The 20,405-nt window shown below is 59.5% G+C and carries 19 protein-coding genes and 1 pseudogene; 11 read left to right on the top strand and 9 right to left on the bottom strand.

Annotation, left to right across the window (positions count from 1 at the left end):
- Positions 1-33: 33 nt before the first annotated feature.
- The 7 genes from AM571_RS31200 to AM571_RS31165 all read right to left on the bottom strand — a co-directional run bounded on the left by AM571_RS31200 (position 34) and on the right by AM571_RS31165 (position 8,871).
- Positions 34-123: a K(+)-transporting ATPase subunit F gene (locus AM571_RS31200; RefSeq protein WP_074064817.1), complete on the bottom strand. Its 90-nt coding sequence runs from the start codon at positions 121-123 to the stop codon at positions 34-36.
- A gap of 446 nt (positions 124-569) precedes the next feature.
- On the bottom strand, positions 570-1,757 hold the full coding sequence (locus AM571_RS31190; RefSeq protein ID WP_074064815.1) for a galactarate dehydratase: 1,188 nt from the start codon (positions 1,755-1,757) through the stop codon (positions 570-572).
- 12 nt (positions 1,758-1,769) lie between these two features.
- On the bottom strand, positions 1,770-2,987 hold the full coding sequence (locus tag AM571_RS31185) for a mandelate racemase/muconate lactonizing enzyme family protein (RefSeq protein WP_074064814.1): 1,218 nt from the start codon (positions 2,985-2,987) through the stop codon (positions 1,770-1,772).
- A complete protein-coding gene (locus AM571_RS31180; RefSeq protein WP_074064813.1) occupies positions 2,984-4,711 on the bottom strand; it encodes an ABC transporter ATP-binding protein in 1,728 nt (575 codons plus the stop codon). The genes AM571_RS31185 and AM571_RS31180 overlap by 4 nt, the downstream gene beginning before the upstream one ends.
- Before the next feature lie 7 nt (positions 4,712-4,718).
- Positions 4,719-5,840 carry an ABC transporter permease gene (locus AM571_RS31175; RefSeq protein WP_074064812.1) on the bottom strand — a complete coding sequence of 374 codons (1,122 nt, stop codon included), beginning with the start codon at positions 5,838-5,840 and terminating at the stop codon, positions 4,719-4,721.
- A gap of 11 nt (positions 5,841-5,851) precedes the next feature.
- Complete coding sequence (locus AM571_RS31170; RefSeq protein ID WP_074064811.1) at positions 5,852-6,838, bottom strand: ABC transporter permease; 987 nt, start codon at positions 6,836-6,838, stop codon at positions 5,852-5,854.
- A 95-nt stretch (positions 6,839-6,933) separates the two neighbouring features.
- Complete coding sequence (locus AM571_RS31165; RefSeq protein ID WP_074064810.1) at positions 6,934-8,871, bottom strand: ABC transporter substrate-binding protein; 1,938 nt, start codon at positions 8,869-8,871, stop codon at positions 6,934-6,936.
- Positions 8,872-9,158: 287 nt separating this feature from the next.
- Between AM571_RS31165 and AM571_RS31160 the strand changes: the two genes are divergently transcribed.
- From AM571_RS31160 to AM571_RS31110, 11 genes and pseudogenes are all read left to right on the top strand, one after another.
- Positions 9,159-9,872 (top strand): FadR/GntR family transcriptional regulator, encoded by a 714-nt coding sequence (locus AM571_RS31160; protein ID WP_074065687.1) that lies wholly within the window; start codon positions 9,159-9,161, stop codon positions 9,870-9,872.
- A 22-nt stretch (positions 9,873-9,894) separates the two neighbouring features.
- Positions 9,895-10,725: an NAD-dependent epimerase/dehydratase family protein gene (locus AM571_RS31155; RefSeq protein ID WP_074064809.1), complete on the top strand. Its 831-nt coding sequence runs from the start codon at positions 9,895-9,897 to the stop codon at positions 10,723-10,725.
- On the top strand, positions 10,722-11,597 hold the full coding sequence (locus AM571_RS31150) for an SMP-30/gluconolactonase/LRE family protein (protein WP_074064808.1): 876 nt from the start codon (positions 10,722-10,724) through the stop codon (positions 11,595-11,597). The genes AM571_RS31155 and AM571_RS31150 overlap by 4 nt, the downstream gene beginning before the upstream one ends.
- 15 nt (positions 11,598-11,612) lie before the next feature.
- A complete protein-coding gene (locus tag AM571_RS31145; RefSeq protein ID WP_074064807.1) occupies positions 11,613-12,554 on the top strand; it encodes a dihydrodipicolinate synthase family protein in 942 nt (313 codons plus the stop codon).
- A gap of 83 nt (positions 12,555-12,637) precedes the next feature.
- Positions 12,638-14,224, top strand: a complete 1,587-nt coding sequence (locus tag AM571_RS31140) for an ABC transporter substrate-binding protein (protein ID WP_074064806.1) — start codon at positions 12,638-12,640, stop codon at positions 14,222-14,224.
- A gap of 6 nt (positions 14,225-14,230) precedes the next feature.
- The gene (locus AM571_RS31135) at positions 14,231-15,328 is read left to right on the top strand and encodes an ABC transporter permease (RefSeq protein WP_074064805.1); all 1,098 of its coding nucleotides are present in this window, start codon (positions 14,231-14,233) and stop codon (positions 15,326-15,328) included.
- Between the two features lie 5 nt (positions 15,329-15,333).
- A complete protein-coding gene (locus tag AM571_RS31130) occupies positions 15,334-16,269 on the top strand; it encodes an ABC transporter permease (protein WP_074065686.1) in 936 nt (311 codons plus the stop codon).
- Positions 16,266-17,123 (top strand): ABC transporter ATP-binding protein, encoded by an 858-nt coding sequence (locus AM571_RS31125; RefSeq protein WP_074064804.1) that lies wholly within the window; start codon positions 16,266-16,268, stop codon positions 17,121-17,123. The genes AM571_RS31130 and AM571_RS31125 overlap by 4 nt, the downstream gene beginning before the upstream one ends.
- Positions 17,120-17,866 carry an ABC transporter ATP-binding protein gene (locus AM571_RS31120; RefSeq protein WP_074064803.1) on the top strand — a complete coding sequence of 249 codons (747 nt, stop codon included), beginning with the start codon at positions 17,120-17,122 and terminating at the stop codon, positions 17,864-17,866. The genes AM571_RS31125 and AM571_RS31120 overlap by 4 nt, the downstream gene beginning before the upstream one ends.
- Before the next feature lie 177 nt (positions 17,867-18,043).
- Positions 18,044-18,499 (top strand): annotated as a pseudogene (locus AM571_RS31115) (SDR family NAD(P)-dependent oxidoreductase); the annotation flags it as partial.
- Between the two features lie 271 nt (positions 18,500-18,770).
- Positions 18,771-18,962 (top strand): hypothetical protein, encoded by a 192-nt coding sequence (locus AM571_RS31110; RefSeq protein ID WP_237358612.1) that lies wholly within the window; start codon positions 18,771-18,773, stop codon positions 18,960-18,962.
- A gap of 96 nt (positions 18,963-19,058) precedes the next feature.
- Here AM571_RS31110 and AM571_RS31105 read toward each other — a convergent pair whose 3' ends face one another.
- Together AM571_RS31105 and AM571_RS31100 are read right to left on the bottom strand one after the other, a co-directional pair.
- A complete protein-coding gene (locus AM571_RS31105; protein WP_074064802.1) occupies positions 19,059-19,460 on the bottom strand; it encodes a RidA family protein in 402 nt (133 codons plus the stop codon).
- Between the two features lie 122 nt (positions 19,461-19,582).
- Positions 19,583-20,323: an SDR family NAD(P)-dependent oxidoreductase gene (locus AM571_RS31100; RefSeq protein ID WP_074064801.1), complete on the bottom strand. Its 741-nt coding sequence runs from the start codon at positions 20,321-20,323 to the stop codon at positions 19,583-19,585.
- Positions 20,324-20,405 lie beyond the last annotated feature (82 nt).

The following is a 20,405-nucleotide window of genomic DNA, read 5'->3' as shown; positions in this document are numbered from 1 at the left end:
GGGAGGTAACTTTCAGTACCCGGTGCTTCCTAGTCAGAAGCGCTCGGGGCGAATGAGGGCATAGGTGAGGTAAACGGTCAGAAACACCGTCACCGCACCGCCTAGGATATGATCGAGCGTCATGATGTGTTTTTCCGTTCAGAGCCGGTCGCAGGCGCTGGTATAAGCAGAGCACAGTGCGAAGAATGCCACCACGATGCCGAGCAGGATGATGTCCATCATTGATCTTGGCTCCTGTTGTTGTTCTTTGGAGTCAGACAGGACGAGAGGCACCGTTCTTAAAAAAGACGGACACCTTTCATGCTTTCTGGCGCGAAGATGATCTTGTCGATCTCTCGGCCTTCAATATGTGGCCGAACCGCATAAAGGTTCGAGACGGGGTGAAGGACGCCAATATAAAAATCTCATAAGTGCCTTGGGCTGGCCCTTGCCTGCTACCGCATCCCGGATGAGGGGTTCAGCACGAACAAAACCAGCATTTTACAATGACTATGGTGAAAAATGATGTGGCAACCCGTTGACCGCCGGATGCGCCGGTCAGCGGGCTGCTCTTGGAGCGTGTCTCGCTCTCAAGCAAAGGCATAGGAGCCGTCTGGCCGTTTCGGGACGCGCCGTTGCCAATGAACGTAGCCTTCCTCAGTCATTGCCTCTTCGTCCATCTCCACGCCCCAGCCGGGCCGATCGGGCCGAAGCTCTAGATAGCCGTCCTTCGGCAGATAGGGATCGAGGACATATCGCGTCTGCCCCTGCCGCTTCTCTATGTCGTTGCCGCCATAGACATAGGCCTGGCCCGTCGGCAATCGGTACTCGAGAATGCGGAAGTTCTGGGCGGCTGCCGAAAAGTGAACGTTGACCGCAGTTGCCAGCGGGCCCATCGGATTGTGGGGTGCCACGCCGACGAAGAATGCCTCGGCGAGAAACGCAATCCGCCGCATTTCGCTGATGCCGCCGACCACGCAGATGTCGGGTTGTATCAGATCGGCGCCCTTCACCTGCAGCAGACGCAGGAACTCGTTTCGATTGTAGAGCGATTCCCCGGTAGCGAGCACACAGTTGAGCCCCTGCTTGAGGTCGCCCCAGGCTTCGATGTTTTCCGGACGAAGCGGTTCCTCGTAAAACAGCGGATCATATGGTGCAAGCGCATTGCCGAGCTGGCGGGCTGCAATCGGCTCGAAGATCTTGGCATGCGCGTCAAACGCGATTTCATAGTCGTCGCGCACGGTCTCGCGCAATGTGCGAAAATAATCCGCCGAGGCTTTGACGACGTTGCCCCAGCGATGGGTGTGCATGTCGATGCGCCACGGGCTGAGCTTGAAAGCGGTAAAACCCCATTCAGCGTTCAGTCGGTCGAACTCGTCGCGGGCCGCCGGCGCATCCGGTGCTGTATAGACGCCCGCATAGACCTTGATGCGATCGCGCACTTCGCCACCCAGAAGCTTGTAGACGGGGACGTTTGCGGCTTTGGCCGCAAGGTCCCACAGGCAGTGATCGAGGGCGGAGATTGCTGCCAGCCCCAATGCGCCAGGCGGAAATCGGCTCTGCTGGATGAGCAGATTGACGAGATAGTCGACACGTGTCGGATCCTGGCCGGACAGGAAGGCGTAGAGATAATCCAAGAGCGGCGGAAGCGCCTTGTCCGGACCATGGTTATAGCATTCGCCCCATCCTGTCAGGCCGTCATCCGTGTCGAGTGCGACGATGACGCGGGGACGGTCCTTGTCGCGGGTCATGAAAACCCGCATGCGGTCGATCTTCATCTTGATGTCCTTCTACCGATTGAAATAGGCGCGGCGCGACAGTCGCGTCTGCACATAGAGATGCTCGTTGTAGGTTCCGGGATTGTACGAGCCGGCATCCTCCGGCACGGGTATCGAGACGTTGCCGCCACTTGGGAAGCGAGCCACGAAAGTCTCATCGATGTCGCAGCCGAGCCCTGGCGCATCAGGAACTGCAACCAATCCGTCGACCTGCTCGGGATGAGGCACGATCGTCTGCCGGCGGCCGTCCCAGTCGTCATCGATGCGCTCGAGGATGAGGGCGTTGGGGATCGCAGCAAGCACGTGCAGGGCCGCATATTCGGCGACCGGGCCAAGCGAGCCGGAATGTGGTGCCATCTGGATATGATGCGCCTCGGCCATCGCCGCAATCTTCTTCATCTGCGTAATGCCGCCGGCCCGGCCGGTATCCGGCTGGATCACGTCGACCAGTTCTTCCTCGATAAGTTCTCGTTCGCCGAAGATGGTCGCCGAACGCTCGCCGGCCGCCAAAGGCACGTGCGCCGCATCGCGAATACGCCGATAGCCATCGGTGTTGTCAGGGGCAATCGGATCTTCGACCCAGAAGAGTTCGTAAGGCTCCAATGCACGCACCAGCCGGCAGGCATCGGCAGGCGTCAGCCAGGGCGGTCCGTGCAGATCGATCGCAATGTCGATATCGTTGCCGACGGCCTCGCGCAAAGCAGCGACCTTGCGGACCGGATCGGCTACCCCGCCACACTTGATCGCCTTGATGCCGCGCTCCTTGGCTGAAAGCGCCCGCTCGGGGGAGTTTGCATGGGTGTAGATCGGGATCCGGTCGCGCACCTTGCCGCCGAGCAACATCCAGACCGGCACGCCGAGGGTTTTTCCCTTGATGTCCCAAAGCGCCATGTCGATGCCAGTCATGGCGCCGGCGCCAACTGTTCCCAGCATGCCGTGGCTCATCATGGCGATATGCATCTTCTGCCAGAGCCGTTCGATATTGGCGGGGTCCTCGCCGATAAGCAATGGTGCGAGATCGTGTATCGCCGTCTCGATGACCCGCGGCCAGCCTGAGCATTCACCGATGCCGGTGATGCCTTCGTCGGTATCGAGCTTCAAGAACAGCCAGTTTCTGGTGCCCGGCAGCAGTTTGGGCGCGTCGTCTCGCGAGAGCGCCTCCAAGGCCCATTTCGAGGAAAAAGGTTGGCCCGCATGCATGAGAAAGGTTCTAATTCCGGTGATCTTCATCGCACAGAACTCCCGTTCTTCAAGTTGCCTGGTTCGACGTAGCGAAAACGCCGCGAGCGATCGCGATCGCGCGGGTCGGGGCGCGGAATGGCGGAGATGAGGGCTTGGGTGTAGGCGTGCTCGGGCGCTTTGCAAACCTTGTCCGCATCCCCGACCTCGACAAGCCGGCCCTTGTACATCACGCCGACGCGGTCGCACATGTAGCGAATGACGCCGATGTCGTGGCTGATGAAGATGTAGGCAAGGCCGAGTTCATCCTGCAGGCGCATCAAAAGGTCGAGCACCTGGGAGCGGACGGATACGTCGAGCGCCGAAGTCGCTTCGTCTGCAACGATGACCCGCGGGTTGAGCGTGATGGCGCGGGCAATTCCGATGCGCTGACGCTGGCCTCCCGAAAAGGCATGAGGATAGCGTTCACGGCTCGCAGGATCGAGACCGACTTGTTCCATCAGGTGGCAGACGCGCTCGTCGAGCACCCGCCCGCTCGCGACGCCGTTGACAAGCAGTGGCTCGCCGATGATTTGAGAGACAGTCATGCGGGGATTGAGCGAGCCGAAAGGATCCTGAAACACCATGCGCAGTTCGCGTCGGGCCGTGGCAAGCGTCGGTCCCTTCGCGGTCGCCAGATCGATCGTGCCACCATCGGCGCGGCGATAGACGATCTCGCCTGCCGTCGGATCGATGAGGCGCATGATCGAGCGGCCCATCGTCGTCTTTCCTGAGCCGCTTTCGCCGACGATACCCAGCGTCTCGCGTGGCAGGAGCGAAATGGAAATATCGTCGAGCGCTTTGACCTCTCCGAAATCCACGGAGACGTTGCGCAGTTCGAGGATAGGCGCTGCCGTCGTGTCGAGCGGCGTTCGCGCCAGCCTGATTTCGGCCTTGGCCTCAAGCTTCAGTACGGAGCTGATCAGCATTCGGGTGTAGCTGTCTTTCGGCGCATGAAAGATCTGCTCGACCGGCGCATATTCCTTGGCAACGCCGTTGTGCATGACAAGCACGTCGTCGGCGATTTGCGCCACCACGCCCATGTCGTGCGTTATGAAGAGCACCGCCATCCCATAGGCCTTCTGCAGCCGGGCAATCAGGTCGAGGATTTCGGCTTGCGTGGTCACGTCCAGAGCCGTGGTTGGCTCGTCGGCGATGAGCAGTTGAGGTTTGCATGCAAGTGCCATTGCGATCATGGCGCGCTGGCGCATGCCACCAGAATATTGGAAGGTATAGCGATCGACCGCTTTTTCCGGGAAGGGAATTTCCACCTGCTGCAGGAGGGATATCGCTTCGCGGCGTGCTTGCGTCTTGCTCATCCTGGTGTGAAGGCGGAGGGCTTCGATGATCTGGTCGCCCACCGTGTGCACCGGGGAGAGTGACGACATTGGTTCCTGGAAGATCATTGCGATATCGCGGCCACGTATGGCGCGGATTTGACGCCCGCGCGGGCTGAGGCTGACGAGGTCAATGGGGCGGCCGTCTTTGCCGTTCAGGACGATGGAGCCTGCGGCGATGCGGCCAGGCGCGTCTACAATCTGCAGAATGGAGCGCGCCGTCACCGACTTGCCCGAGCCGCTCTCGCCGACGACGCAGAGGGTTTTTCCCGGATCGATCGAAAAGGTAAGACTGTCAACTGCGCGAAAGACGCCGTTGCGCAAGGCAAAGTCGACGGTCAGGTTGTTCACCTGCAGGAGCGGCGGTCTGCTGCCGGCGATGGGAATCACGTCAGTCATGCCGGTCTCACTTGTTATAGGGGTCGGCTGCATCACGCAGGCCGTCGCCGAGAAGGTTGAGCGCCATGACGGCGACGACGACGGCAACCCCTGGCATGAACAGCCACGGCGCCGTAGCGATTGAGCGTATGTTTTGAGCCTCGCGCAAAAGGACACCCCAGGAAATGGTCGGCGGCTGCAGGCCAAGGCCCAGGAAGGACAGGGAGGTTTCCGCAAGGATCATCGCCGGCACGGCAAGCGTGATCGACGCTATGACGTGGCTTGCGAAACTCGGCAGCATGTGACGAAAGATGATGCGCCTTTCGCGAACACCATCGAGTCTTGCGGCGGCTACAAATTCCTCGGTGCGCAAGGACAAAAAACGGCCGCGCACGACACGGGCAAGCTGCGCCCAGCCGGTCAGCGACAGAATGATGGTAATCATCATGTACTGAAGCGTTGCTGGCCAACCCTGGGGCAGGGCCGCCGCCATCGCAAGCCAGATCGGGATCGTCGGCAAGGAGAGTACGAAATCGATCAGCCGCTGCATGAAGAAATCGATGCGGCCGCCGTAATATCCGGAAATGCCGCCGAGGACGACGCCAAGCATCAGCGAGAAGAAGACGCCGACAAGACCGATCGACAGCGAAATCTGAGACCCTTGAACCGTCCGGCTGAAGACGTCGCGCCCAAGCCTGTCGGCTCCGAACAGAAGAAGGGGCGAGGTCTTCTCGGATGACGCGAGCAGATGGATGTCGGTGCTGAAGAGGCCGAGCACGGAATATTCATACCCGCGCCCGAAGAATTGCGCGTCGATCCGCTTCGTCCTGTCCTCCTTGTAGATCGCCGCAAGCGTTTGCGGATCACGGGTAAGCTTCAGCGGGTAGTAGTGCAGGCCAATGGAGATCCCGTCGCCGGTATCGACGAGGTGCAATCTCTGCGGTGGATGAAAAGTCGCCCGAGCGTTCTGCAGGTTCGGATCGTTGATGGTGAAGAACCCCGGAATGACGGCTACGGCGTACATCAAGAAGGTGACGACGAGGGATATCATGGCAAGCCGGTGCCGACGGAAAGCCCACCAGATGAGCTGCCATTGCGAGGCGACAGCGGCGCGATCCGGCGCGAGATTTGTGACTGCAATGTCGGCCATGAGGCCTCCCCCTATTCCAAGCGGATGCGCGGATCGACCAGCGCAAGCAAGATGTCGCTGATCAACGAGCCGATCAGAGTGAGCGCGCAGATCAGCAGTACGAAGGCGCCAGCCAGGTACATGTCCTGTGCCATCAGCGCCTGCAGCAACAAGGGCGCTGCCGTCGGCAGATTGAGGACGATTGCCACGACGACGGAGCCGGAAATCAGGTTTGGAAGGAGCCAGGCGATCGTCGAGATGAACGGATTGAGCGCAATTCTTAAGGGGTATTTCACGAGCAGCCTGAACTCGGAAAGACCTTTTGCCCGTGCCGTGGTGACGTAAGGCTTCGGCAGTTCATCGAGCATGTTCGCGCGCATCACGCGGATCAGGCTCGCGGTAGAAGACACGGCCAGAATGATGACGGGAAGCCATATATGTGAAAGAAGGTCGAGGACCTTGGCGATGCTCCAGGGCGCGGTTTCGAACTCGGATGAAAAGAGGCCTCCGACATCCTGGCCGAACTCGACGGCCGCGATATACATGAGCACCAGCGCCAGCAGGAACGATGGAATAGCCAGGCCGAGGAAGGTGAAGGCGGTGAAGAAATAGTCGCCGATCGAATATTTGCGAACCGCAGAAAAGACGCCGATCGGCAATGCGATTGCCCAGGTGGCGATGAGTGTCGAAAGAGCGAGCACCAGCGTCAGCGCCATGCGCTCCCAAATGAGGCCGGAGACCGGTTGCTGCCATTCAAAGGAAATGCCGAAGTCGCCGCGGGAAAGGATGCCCCATATCCATTTAAAGTACTGCACGAGCATCGGCTCATCGAGTCCGAAGCGCTCACGCAATTGCGCCGCGGTGTTCTGATCGATGACTTCGTTGGATGCCGCAAGCGTTGCAATATAAGTCGTGACGTAATCTCCCGGCGGCAGCTGGATAAGCACGAAGGCAAGGAAGCTGACGGCGAAAAGGGATGGCACCATCCATAAAAGGCGTTTAGCGATGAAGATCAGCATGAGACGTCTCTTGCATTAAACACCGCGCCCGAGCTGCGGGCAGCGCGCTTGAAAGGAGCGCCGTCGCGCAAAGGGACGGCGCTGGAGCGGCAAAATCAGCTCGTGAAGCTAAATTGCTGGGGCAGTGCAGGGCCTGGATTCGGCCAGGACCAGCTGTCGGGCTGCTTTTCTGGAACGTTGTGAAGATTGTTGCGGATGATCCCGAAACCGCCGACGGCAAGGCAAAGACCCACTGTCTCGAATTCGTCAGCGGCAATGTCGAAGATCTGCGTCATGATTGCGCCACGCCTGGAAAGATCGGCGGTGGAACGGGCGTCGTCAAAAAGCTTCATGCGTTTCTTCTGACTTTCCGGCGGTTCTTCGCCGCGAGCGCCGTTTGACGTATACCAAAGCGACCAGGGAATGGCGTAGCGCGAGCCCTGCGGGTGGAAGGCGAAGAAGTCGCGCGGGTCAAGCATCGGATCGAGACCTCCAGGACCTGGCCAGACTGCCGCATCATGCGCGTTGTCGTCGCCGCGTGTGTAATAGAGGGCACGCTCGATCGTGTTGACCTTCATCTCGATGCCGATCTGTGCCCAATGCGCCTTGACCAGTTCCAGGGCGTCAACGAGATCGGGATAGAGCGTCGGAATGACGTCGACTGTGAAAAACACCTTCTGACCGTCTGGCCGCAGGCGCAACCCGCTCCCATTCATCTTGTAACCGGCCTCATCCAGCATCGCGCCGGCCCTATCAGGATCATACTCGCAAAACTGACGCGCGAGCCTTTCGTGGTACCAAGGATGTTCCGGGCGGGGGCCGGCCTGGTAGGATTCGCTTTGGCCGAAATAGACGATGTCGATCAATTCCTGCCGGTTGATCGCAAGCGAAAGCGCCTGTCTGAACGACTTGTCGGCAAACATCTTGCGCAGGGCCGGATCCTTGTGGGTCATGTTGAAGTAGATCTGGCACTGCTGGGAGGCGGAAGGCACCAGCGACAGCAGGCGATAGCCGCCTTTTTCCATGTTTTGGGAGAGTGTCGGCTTGTTTGAAAGAACGCTGATATGGCGCTCCTGGATGTCGATCTTTCCCGAGATGACATTCAGCATCAGCGACTCTACATCCTGCGAGATGCTGAAATTGATCTCGTCGATATAGGGAAGCTGGTTGCCCTGAGTGTCGACCTGCCAGAAATAGGGGTTCCGGGTCATGACGACGCGCGTCGCGCCACCGCTATAAGGCTCCTTCACAACCCATGGATCGAGAGTCGGCTTGTCGGGGTTGCCCCATCGCGACGGGATCTCGATATCGCCGCAACGCGCGCGGAAGAGATCGGTCCAACTGCCCACTCCTGCTTTTTTCACTTCCTCGGCGATATTGGGATTGTACTTCGGAAGGAACTGGCTGCAGTAGTGCTTCGGAAAGAGTGTCGGATGCTGGCCAAGCGGTGTTGCCAGGTTTTCCAGATAGAGTGCGTTTGCCGCAGCAAAGGTGAACTTCACCGTAAAATCATCGATCTTCTCGACCTTGACGGCTTTGCCGGCAACAGACAGCTGCGCAGGTGTCGAGCTGTAGAGCTCGCTGTTCTTGACGCAATCCTCAATGGCGAAGACGATGTCGTCGGCGGTAAAAGCATGTCCATCGGACCAGCGCACCCCTTCGATCAGGTAAAAGGTGAATTGCGAGGCGTCGTCGTTGATCTCCCAGCGTTCAGCGAGGTTGGGCACAACTTGCGTGAATTCCAGGTTCCAGCGCACGAGGCTTTGGTTGCCGACCATGCGCAGAATGCCGTTATGGTCGGATGAACCTCTGAGGCCGCGGCGGAGCGTTCCGCCATAGGTTCCGGCCTTTTCGAAAGGTGTCACGATCATCGGCTTCTTTGGCAGCCGTTCGGCAAGCGGCGGCAGCTTTCCGTCCCGGGCAAGCTGCGCCCATGCGGGCGCCTCGCCGCCTGCCGCAACGACGCGTCCGGCAATCGACAGAGCTGCCACACCGGCCATACCTCCGAGCACGGCGCGCCTGGTCACGCCGCGAGACAATAGTTCATCGCGCATTGAAGTTCCTCCCCTTTTTGTGCCGGAACGACTCTGGTGTGAACCGGCGCGACGAGCTCCCACTCGGCGCAAGACGCCCTTCTCGGCGCCATGAGCCGACCATAGACATGTTCTCAAATAATTACAAGAGTTGACAGATAATGACAGATTTAGTAGCCCTTCGACATGGAAAATGGTTGCAGTCGCCGCAAAAGACGGTCGCGCCGGAGCATATTCGACCCTGACGCTCCCGGTGATGGGGCCTTTGCGGAATTTGCTGCCTGGCGGCAGAAAGAAGAAGGACGATGATGAAACTGTCGGCCGTTGCCGACCCCAACAGGGGCGCAACACGTTTCAGCGACATCATCTACGAGAAGATCGTGGGGATGATCGCGGACGGTAACTTTCCGGTGAATGAACGGCTGCCGCCCGAATCGAAGCTTGCCGTCATGTTTGGCGCATCGAGGCCGGTCGTGCGTGAAGCGCTCGAGCGTCTAAGGGTCGACGGGCTGGTCGTGTCGCGCAAGGGGTCCGGCTCCTATGTGCGGCAGCGGCCGGACTCGTCCATGCTGAAAATGGTTCCGGTCGGCTCGCTTGCCGACGTGCAGCGCTTTTTTGAGTTCCGTGCCGGCCTGGAGGCCGAGGCTGCCGAACTTGCCGCACGCAACTGGCAACCCGCCGACAAGGAAAGGATAACGGCTACCCTTTCTGCGATTGAACAATGCTTGAGAGACGGCAAGCTTGGCGCCGAGGAGGATCAGGCGCTTCACGATGCGATTGCCATGGCGACGGGGAACCAGTTCCACATCACGGTACGCGAATGGTTCAGGCCGCATTTCGCAATCGGACATTCCGTGACGCGAAGCTTGAGCCTCAAACGGACACCCGAACAGATACGCAGCGTCCAGGACGAACACGCCGTCATCGTGGCGGCGATCTTTGCGCGAAACGAAGCCGAGGCCCACGACGCTATGAAGAGGCACATATTGAATGCGCGCGCTCGCATGTTCCAGGGCGTTTGAGCGACAACGGGAGGAAGACACGATGAAACGGCTGGCCCTCACAGGCGCTGCCGGACGCGTAGGCACATTGCTGAGGCCGCTTCTTCGGCCGCATGCCGAATACCTGCGTCTGATCGACATCGACGAGCCTGAAGCGCTGGGCAAGAACGAAAGCTTCGTGAGAGCCGACCTTGCAAGGCGTGACGAGGCAAATGCTGCCCTGCAAGAGGTAGATGGCGTGATTCACCTGGCCGGGATAGCAAGCGGCGTCGACATGCGCGCTATTTTGGATGCGAATGTCCTGGGCACCTACAATCTCTACGAGGCAGCGAGGATCAACAAGGTTGAACGGGTGGTTTACGCCTCAAGCAACCATGTGACCGGATTTTATCCGCGCGGCCAAGTCGTCTCGCCGCTGGATCCTATGCGTCCCGACAGCCCCTACGGGCTTTCCAAGTGCTGGGGCGAACTGGTGGCAGGCCTGTATTACGACACCTGCGGCATTCGCACTCTTTCCATCCGCATCGGCAACGCGGGCACCTATCCGACCAGCGAGCGGTCCGTGGCAATCTGGATCAGTGCACGTGACCTGGCACAACTGGTGGCGATCGGCCTTACCCATCCCCTCATCGCCGCAACCGTCGTCTACGGCGTTTCCGACGCCGAGGAGAGGTGGTGGAACAACGGATTGGCAAGCAGGCTTGGCTACCAGCCGCAAGACCGGCCTCGTGACTATGCTCGCATCGAGGAGCCGTCCGAAGGGGCGATCGCCCGTGCATTCCAGGGCGGAGCGTTCTGCGAAACCAACCACGACGGCAACATCCGCATGCGCAATGGCGAGGGTTTGGCCATGAGCCCGGAGACGGTTCCATGACGCCGCCGCGGATCGTCCGTCCGCACGTCCGTCCGGTGCTGCAACAGCCGCTGGGAGTGGGTGAATCGCCTGTATGGGACGAAGAGAGCGGTACGCTCTGGCTTGTCGACATACAAGCGCCAGCCGTCATCCGGATCTCGCCGCAAGGAAAGGTCGATCGCTTTGACATGCCGTCGGCGATCGGCAGCCTTGGGCTTTGCCGCGACCGGCGTGTCGTGGTCGCGCTTCGAACAGGCCTGCATCTTTTCGATCCAGTTTGCGGAGACTTCGAGCTTTTGTGCGATCCGGTGGGGGGCGCCAACTGTCGTCTCAACGATGGGAAGGTTGGCCCGGACGGCCATTTCTGGGTCGGGTCCATGAGCGAGGCCAAGCCGCAGACCAATGACGCGGCGCTCTACCGCCTGGGGGCGGACGGCAGCGCACGGACCGTCGCAACAGGGCTGACCAGCTCCAACGGGCTTGCCTGGTCACCAGACGGCCGGCGCATGTATCACTCCGACAGCCGCCAATGTTTCCTGCAGGCTTTTGATTTCGACCCGGAAAGGGGCGAACTCGCCAATGCCAGCCGGCTTCGCGTTTTTTCGGAGGAGGAGGGCCGGCCCGATGGCGGCGCAACCGACCGGGATGGCTGCTATTGGAGTGCGGGCGTTTCGGCGGGCCGGCTTAACCGGATTTCTCCTGCCGGTGAGATCCTCGAAATCTACATTCTGCCGGTCGCCGCGCCGACGATGCCGTGTTTTGGCGGTCCTGACATGCGAACGCTCTTCGTCACCAGCCTGTCGACCAACCGCAGCGGATATTTCGAAGCGGGCACGGTCGTTGCTTTCGACGTGGACGCTGAGGGCTTGGCGCCCTTCCGCTTCGGCAATTGATGGAAAGGGAAGAAGATGGGCATTGCAACCATACGTCGGGCGCTGTTGGGTGTGTCGGGTGTGCCGGTGACGGCCTATGACGAAAATGGCGAAGTCGAACCGCAAATCACGGCAATGGTCTACCTCAGGGTGGCAGCCGCTGGGATCCACAATATTGTTGCTGCAGGAAACACCGGCGAATTCTATGCTCTGACGCCGCAAGAGATCCGCCGCGTCCATGAAGCGGCGGTTTACGGCGTTGACAACAAGGCGCCGGTGACTGCGGCGGTCGGCAGATCGCTGCGCGAAGCAATCGGGATGGCGAAGGATGCCGCCAGCATCGGCGCATCTGCGGTGATGTCGCACCAACCCGTCGATCCCTTTGCTGCACCGTCGGCTCAGATCGACTATTTCTGCAATCTTGCGGACGCTTCGCCGTTGCCGTTGGTCGCCTATGTGCGGGCGGATGGCTTTAGTGTCGATGATATGATCCGTCTTGCCGGTCACGGCAACATTGCCGGCATTAAGTTCGCAACGCCGGACCTGATGCTGCTTTCCAGGGCGATTGCGGCGTCGGATCCGGCAGGCGCGCTGTTCGTCTGCGGTCTTGCGGAGAGCTGGGCGCTGTCGTTCACCGCCGCTGGTGCACGTGGCTTCACATCCGGCCTTGTCAATGTTGCGCCGCAATTGTCGCTCGCCGTCCACGATGCGCTCTCCAAGGGCGATTTCGCTGCCGCACGCGCCATCATCAACCGCCTCGAACCGTTCGAACGCATGCGCACGAAGTTTCGCAATGGTGCCAATGTGACGGTCGTGAAGGAGGCTGTGACCCATTGCGGCCTCGACGTCGGGCCCGTGCGCGTGCCGGGACTGCCACTCCTCGATCAAACGGACCGCGAAGAATTGGTTCGCTTGCTCCAAGGTTGGGAGGCTGCAGGCGACATCCACGGGCTTGGAGATCTGCGGCCTTCCCGCTGAGGCGGCGGGCTGAGTTCGACACCATGATTTCAGGCAGGCAAGAGGCGCTTAACCACTGCGCCACGAGATTGGGAGGTCTTGAGATGCTGAAGAACTTACTGACGACGATCGCACTGGCCGGTGCTTTGGTCACGGCACAACCGTCCTTTGCGGCGTCACCGCCGAACATGCTGGTGATCGGTACCAATCTTACCGGTATTCGAACGCTCGATCCGGCCCAGAACAATGCCCGCACGGTCTCCGAGCTGATCTCCAACCTCTATGACAACCTCGTCCAGTTGTCGCCCGATGATCTTAAGACACTGAAGCCGATGCTTGCCACAAAATGGACTGTCTCTGAAGACGGCAGGCTCATTACGCTAACCTTGCGCGACGACGCGGTCTTCCAAAGCGGCAATGCTGTCACGGCCGAAGACGCCGCATGGTCGATCCAGCGCGTCATCAAGATGGGGCAAGTCGGCTCCACCGATGTCGCGCTTTGGGGTTTCACGTCCGAAAACGTGGACAAGCTCGTCCGGGCCAAAGACGAGCAAACGCTGGAGATCGAACTGCCACACGCCGTTAATACCGATCTTGTGCTTTATTCTCTCGCGGGCTCTTCGATCGGCATCATCGACAAGAAGACGGCACTGTCGCATGAGGCGAACGGCGATCTCGCCGGCGCGTGGCTGTCGGCCAACTCGGCAGGAAGTGGACCTTTCACCCTCGCGCAATGGCGGCCAAACGATGTCGCGATTTTCAACGCGCAGAAGAATTATTGGGCTGGCCCGCCGGCCATGGCACGGGTTGTCGCTCGCCACATCCCGGAATCTGGCAATCTGCGCCTCCAGCTCGAAGCCGGCGACGTCGATGTCGGGCAATATCTCGCAAGCGGCGACCTGGATGCATTGGCCAATAACAAGGAAATGGTGATCGATAGCGTTCCGGGGCTCGGTTTTTACTATATCGCTCTCAATCAAAAGGATCCGGACCTGCAGAAGCCCAAGGTCCGCGAAGCATTCCAGCATGCTTTCGACTGGAAGGCGATCTCCGGCAATATCATGCGTTATACCGGTTTTCCGTGGCACTCGATGATCCCTCGCGGCATGATTGGCGCACCACAGGACGCGACGTCCCGCCACGATTACGATCCCGCCAAGGCCAAGCAATTGCTGGCCGAGGCAGGATACCCGAATGGCTTGAAGAAAGTGCTCAATCCGTCGGGAGCGGCGACCTTGCCGTTCGCCGAAGCGCTGCAGGCGAGCGCCCGTGCCGCCGGTCTTGATCTTAATCTCGTGCCCGGCGAATTCACGCCCGCATTTCGCGAACGGAAATATGAAATCCTGCTTGGCAATTCGGGTGCCCGGCTGCCGGATCCTTTCGCGGTTGCCACGCAGTACGCCTACAATCCCGACAACAGCGACGAGGCGCGTCTCGGCAGCTATTATCTCTGGCGAGCCGGGATGAAGGTGGACGAACTCAATACTCTCGTCGATCAGTCCATGAAGGAACCTGATGCGGGAAAGCGCACGGAAATCTTCCAGAAGATGGACGGCATCTACAGCGGCATGAACGCCCCGCTCGTCATCTTCTTCCAGCGCACCGACCCCTATGTCATACGTGCCAATGTCAAAGGTTATCATGGGCATACGACCTGGTCGACGCGCTGGCATGGCGTGACGAAGGAGTAATGGGCCGTGGCGAGCGCCGATCTGACATCGAAACGGGATGCGGAGCGCAATCTGGATGAGGACGGCCTGGTACATGCGCCGTCCCATCCGCTTGCGATGGCCCTGCGACGGTTGGCAGGGCGCGTCTTGGCGGTGATAACCACACTCCTTGGCCTGCTCTTCCTCACCTTTTCGATGGGACGTCTGCTTCCTGCCGACCCGGTGCTTGCCATCACCGGAGCGGAGGTCAGCAAGGAGGTCTATGATCGCGTCTACAACGAACTGGGACTGGGGCGCCCGATCTGGGCACAATTCCTAGACTATGTGCAGAAGGTTGCAACCGGCGACCTCGGCACATCGGCAACGACCGGTCAGCCGATCCTCACCGATCTGCTGACCATCTTTCCCGCAACCATCGAGCTTGCCGTCATCGCCATGATTGTCGGTGCCCTTGTCGGCGTGCCGCTCGGCATCACCGCTGCTGTCAGGCGCGGCACCATCATTGATCACATCGCACGCATCATCGCGCTTGCCGGCCACTCCATCCCGATCTTCTGGACCGGGCTGATGGCGCTTTTCGTCTTCTATGCGAAGTTGAAGCTGGTCGGCGCATCCGGGCGGGTCGACGTATTTTACGAGGGGCTCGTCACGCCGGTGACCGGTTTTCTCCTGATCGATTCGGCAATCGAGAGACAGTGGGACGTCTTTCGAAGCGCGCTCGGACATATCATCCTGCCGGGCACGATCCTTGGCTATTATTCGGTGGCCTATATCAGCCGCATGTCACGCAGCTTCATGCTGGAGCAGCTCGGCCAAGAATACATTACAACGGCGAGAGCGAAGGGGCTTGGACTGCGGAAGGTCGTCTGGCGTCATGCCTTTAGAAATATTCGCGTGCAGCTTCTGACCATCATGGCGCTCACCTTCGGGGGCCTCCTTGAAGGGGCAGTGCTCATCGAGACCGTTTTCGGCTGGCCGGGACTCGGCCAGTATCTTACCCGGGGACTTCAGATGAACGACATGAACGTCGTGATGGGCGCTGTGCTGACGATCGGCGCCGTCTTCCTAACCATCAACATCCTTTCGGATGTCCTTTATCGCATTCTTGATCCGAGAACACGGTGATGCCGATGACAATGTCCGCCCAACATGCAGATCGCGTCAATGCAAGCAGCCTTCGCAGATGGTTGCTTGCGCCCGAGCCGCAGGGCCGGTTTCAGTCCTCGGTGCAGCAATTCCACCAGGGCTGGCTGAAGTTCAGACTTCATCCCCTCGGCCTGGCGGGGCTCGCAATCATCACCCTGCTGATCCTGGTCGCGCTCGCTGCGCCATTGCTGACGCGTTACGATCCGATCGTCCAGGATATGGCAAGGCGGCTCGCACCACCTTCGGCACAACATTGGCTCGGCACCGACAATTTTGGCCGCGATGTCCTTTCAAGGGTAATTTACGGTGCGCGCACGACGCTTTACATCATCATGCTGGTTTCCGTCATCGTCGCTCCGATGGGTCTTATGATCGGCACCTGTTCGGGTTATTTCGGTGGTATCGTCGATGAAGTGCTGATGCGCATCACCGACATCTTCCTTTCTTTTCCAGGCCTGGTACTTGCGTTGGGATTTGCCGCAGCACTCGGTCCCGGCATCACCAACGCGATCATCGCAATTTCGTTGACAGCATGGCCACCAATCGCCCGGCTTGCGCGCGCCGAGACGCTCAGTCTGCGCAAGGCCGATTTCATCGCCGCCGTGCGTCTGCAAGGGGCGACGCCAATGGCGATCATCACTCGCCACATCCTGCCGATGTGCATTCCCTCGGTGATCGTTCGCGTGACCCTGAACATGGCCGGCATCATCATTACGGCGGCTGGCCTGGGGTTCCTCGGTCTTGGCGCGCAGCCGCCTTGGCCGGAGTGGGGAGCAATGGCCGCGACCGGGCGTGAATTCATGCTCGACAGCCCATGGGTCATTGCAGCGCCCGGCATTGCCATCGCGCTTGTCAGCCTTGCGTTCAATCTTGTCGGCGATGCCCTTCGCGACGTTCTTGACCCGAGAGGTTCGGAATGACGTCTTCGCTCATCGACATCCGCAATCTCGAGATTGCCTTCGGCGGTGGAACCGTGCGCGCCGTGCGCGGCGTCAGCTTCTCGCTGGGACACGAAAAGCTAGGCATCGTCGGCGAATCCGGGTCGGGCAAGTCGACTGTCGGGCGCGCCGTCATGAAGTTGCTGCCGCCGAAGGCAATCGTGCGCGCCGAGAAGATGACGTTTCGCGACATGGATCTGCTCAAGGCCGACGAGCGTATGATGATGACAATAAGGGGACGGCGCATTGGACTGATCCTGCAGGATCCGAAATATTCGCTGAACCCTGTTATGCGGATCAGCGAGCAGATCGCCGAAACCTTTCGCTTCCACTATCCGAAGTCGACTGCAAAACAGGCTGACCGGAAAATGATCGAGATGCTCGAAGCGGTCCAGATCCGTGATGCCGAAAGGGTGGCTCGGCTCTATCCTCACGAAATTTCAGGCGGCATGGGTCAGAGGGTCATGATTGCGATGATGCTGATTGTGGAACCCGAGGTTCTGATTGCCGACGAGCCGACGTCTGCCCTCGATGTGACGGTGCGGCTCGAGATCCTGGCACTCCTTGATGAACTCGTGGCCCGCCGCAACCTCGGGCTGATCTTCATCAGTCACGACCTGAACCTCGTCCGCAACTTCTGCGATCGCGTGCTCATCATGTATGCCGGGCGGGTCGTCGAGGTGCTCAAGGCTTCCGAGCTTGAGAATGCAAGGCATCCCTATACGCAAGGGCTGCTTGCATCCTTGCCCTCGATCGAAAACCCGCCCGCCCGACTGCCGGTGTTGAAGCGTGATCCGGCCTGGTTCGATGACATCACTTTGGAGACGCCGCATTGATCGAAATTGACAATCTCACGATTCGTTTCGGTTCCGGTCAGAGGCCGGTCGTCAGGAATGTCAGCCTGCGCATCAAGAGGGGCACGGCATTCGGTCTGGTTGGTGAATCCGGCTGCGGAAAGTCTACGGTCCTGCGGGCAATATCCGGTCTCAACCCGAACTACGAAGGGGGAATCAAGCTGGATGGAGACATGTTGGGTCGGCAGCGCGACCGGCAGTTCTTCCGCCGCGTGCAGATGGTCTTTCAGGACCCTTATGGTTCACTTCATCCCCGCAAGACGATACGCTCACAGCTTAAGGAGCCGCTCCGCAACCAGGGGCTTGCCACCAACTCGGTGGACATAGATGCCCTGCTGCTGGCGGTTGGCCTCGATCCGTCGCTAACCTACCGCTTCCCGCACCAACTTTCGGGAGGGCAACGTCAGCGCGTGGCCATCGCTCGAGCCCTCGTGCTCAATCCGGCCGTGCTGTTGCTCGACGAGCCGACGTCGGCGCTCGACGTATCGGTTCAAGCGGAAATTCTCAATCTGCTGGAAGACCTGCGCAAGGATCGCGGCCTGACCTATCTGCTCGTCAGCCACGATCTGGCCGTCGTCTCCCACATGTGCGGTCGCGTCGCCATCATGGAGGCAGGCGAGATCGTCGAAGAGGTGGATATCGAACGGCTGCGCAAAGGAGCCGTCGAGCACGGCTATTCCAGGCACCTGCTGGATGCGAGCAGAAACTACGGAAAGACGCATTGACTGAGCAGCGAAAAGACAGAACGCTCCGGATATCCTTCAGACATGTGGTCAGATGGCGCGAACCCGGCGCCATTTCCAAGCATTCGTTGAAACTGTTGAACGCCATCAACAACTAATCAGCCCGGCTGAAACGCGCGATACTTGCTCCATCGACACCGAACCTTTGGAGTTATCGCTATGACCGAAGCAATCGAGAACCTTTCGGGAAAGACTGCCCTTGTCACCGGCGGCTCGCGCTCGATCGGAGCTGCCATCGCAAAACGGCTGGCGGCTGCGGGCGCTGCCGTCGCCATCACCTACAATCAGTCGCCGGAGAAGGCCGCAGCGGTCGTAACGGACATCGAGAAAGCCGGCGGACATGCCATTGCCATCAAGGCCGATGCCGGCGATCCGGGGGCTATGCGCGCCGCCGTCGCCAAGACCGAGGAAACCTACGGCCGGTTCGACATCCTCGTCAACAACGCCGGTATCGCACTCGGGGGTGCGATCGAAGATATCAAGTTCGAGGATTATGAGCGCATGGTTGCCGTCAACGTGACAGGCGTCTTCGTCGCCACCCAGGAAGCAGCACGCAGAATGAAACCGGGCGGCCGCATCATTCACATCGGATCGTCGATGTTCCGCTATGCGGCGATCGCCGCCGTGCACCCTGATTTGTGGCCGATAGAGTCATTCGGAATCCCTGCATAGGGCGCCAACTCACGGGCATGGTGGAGCGGCATGGCTTCCACGTTTCGAAAGTTTTGCCCATGACGACGGTTTTTCGGAATGTCACCGATGCCGACCAAATACTTGGTCTTTATCGTGTGACAGAGCGTGCTATTGCCCCGCGCTATATCAAGCCGATGCTGCCCGGGTGTGGCTTGATAGCTTGGCTAATGCAACATTTTTTGCGTCGGTTACTTTGTTTCTTACAGTTGCCTTCGTCCCCACCAAACCGGAAGCGCAGGCGGGCACGAAAAGCTGGGACAAGGCGCTGCTCGCAGTCATCCTGCCGGCGATGGTGGCTGTCCTGCCGGTTGCGGCTCTCGATGCCGGACGGTTCCACTGGTCGGCTGTCCCGGCCTGGGTGTTGCTATCGGGCTATGTCGACTGATCGCGTTGAGGCGGTCAGCTGGCTACAGCCATGGTTCGGCCGTTGCTCAGCGCGACTAGTCATTGCGCACTAATGCGGCCGTGGCAGGCGCCAGTGTCATTCCAGGATGGCAGTGACACGGATCTCAATTCGCATGGCGGGGAGCCCAAGGGCTTCCACACCGGTTTGCGTCCAAATGGGAGCGCGATCGGGCATGTACTTTCGGAAAAGACCGGCAATCGTCTCGTTTACAATCGGTGGAAAGCCTCCAACGTGATAAGAATTGACATGGACGACATCCCTCCACTCCGCGCCGGCCGTGGCCAAGGTTCGCTGGACATTCTCAAACGCTCTCTCGATCTCGCTCACCATCGAATCCGGGATTTCGAGTTCATCATTCCATCCGCCCTGGCCGGAGATCTCAATGCGATCACCAATCTTGAGCGCTTGTGAAAAGTGCAAAAGCTCATGGAATTTCTGCCCGTACCCGGGTGTGACGAAAAGTTCAGGCTTGGCCATCAAGGTCTCCTATTGTCAAAAGTAAAAGCATGGAGAAGGCGCCCACCGAAGTGATCAATGGCCGGCATGCACAGGCGATCAACGGTGGGTACCATTATCCTATTCGGAATTTTACGAGAAAATCAGGCTATCGCGCCGCCGTCTGCGGTCAGAATAGCACCCGTGATAACACTCGCAGCCGGACTTACGAGAAATACGACGGCGTTGGCGATTTCGCGCGGTTCGCCGTAGCGCCCCAGGGACGTCAAGCTCTTCTGCAAGTCTGCAGCTGGTCCATCCGCCGGGTTGCTCTCCGTGTCGGTTGCTCCAGGTTGCACGAGATTGACGGTGATACCACTCGGACCAAGTTCACGCGAAAGACCGCGTGTGAAGGATGTGAGTGCAGCCTTGGACATTGCGTAGGGTGTAATGCCGCGAAACGGTACCCGCTCACCCAGAGCCGAGCCGATTGTGACGATGCGGCCGCCTTTGCCGAGATGCGGGATAACGGCTTTCGCGAACAGGACCGGACCCCGTACGTTGACATCCATCAACGTCTGATACGCTGAGACGTCAAGGTCCGCGATCATTCCATTGTGGCCAATCGCTGCGCTGTTCACAAGGATGTCCAGCCCGCCCAAAACGGAGACGGCCTCGCTTACTGAGCTAGAAATCGCCTCGGGGTCGGCACTATCGGCCTGGATTGCAGCCACGCGACGCCCCATCTTTTCGATCGCTTCCGTTACCTTTGAAGCCTTTTCGGCGGAGCGTTGGTAGGTGAACGCGACATCCGCGCCGTTTTCCGCCAGCGCCAATGCGATCGCAGCACCAATACCTCGCGACCCGCCAGTTACCAATGCTCGTTTGCCTTCAAGATTGATCATGTATCTGTTCCTTTCTTCGAACGATAAGTTGATGTGTTTCAAGTCATTTGCGAAAGACGCCGAAGGCGCGAACCGAACCAAC

The sequence above is a fragment of the Rhizobium etli 8C-3 genome (genome assembly GCF_001908375.1).
Taxonomy (GTDB): domain Bacteria; phylum Pseudomonadota; class Alphaproteobacteria; order Rhizobiales; family Rhizobiaceae; genus Rhizobium; species Rhizobium etli_B.
This window is presented reverse-complemented; position numbering and strand designations above follow the sequence as displayed.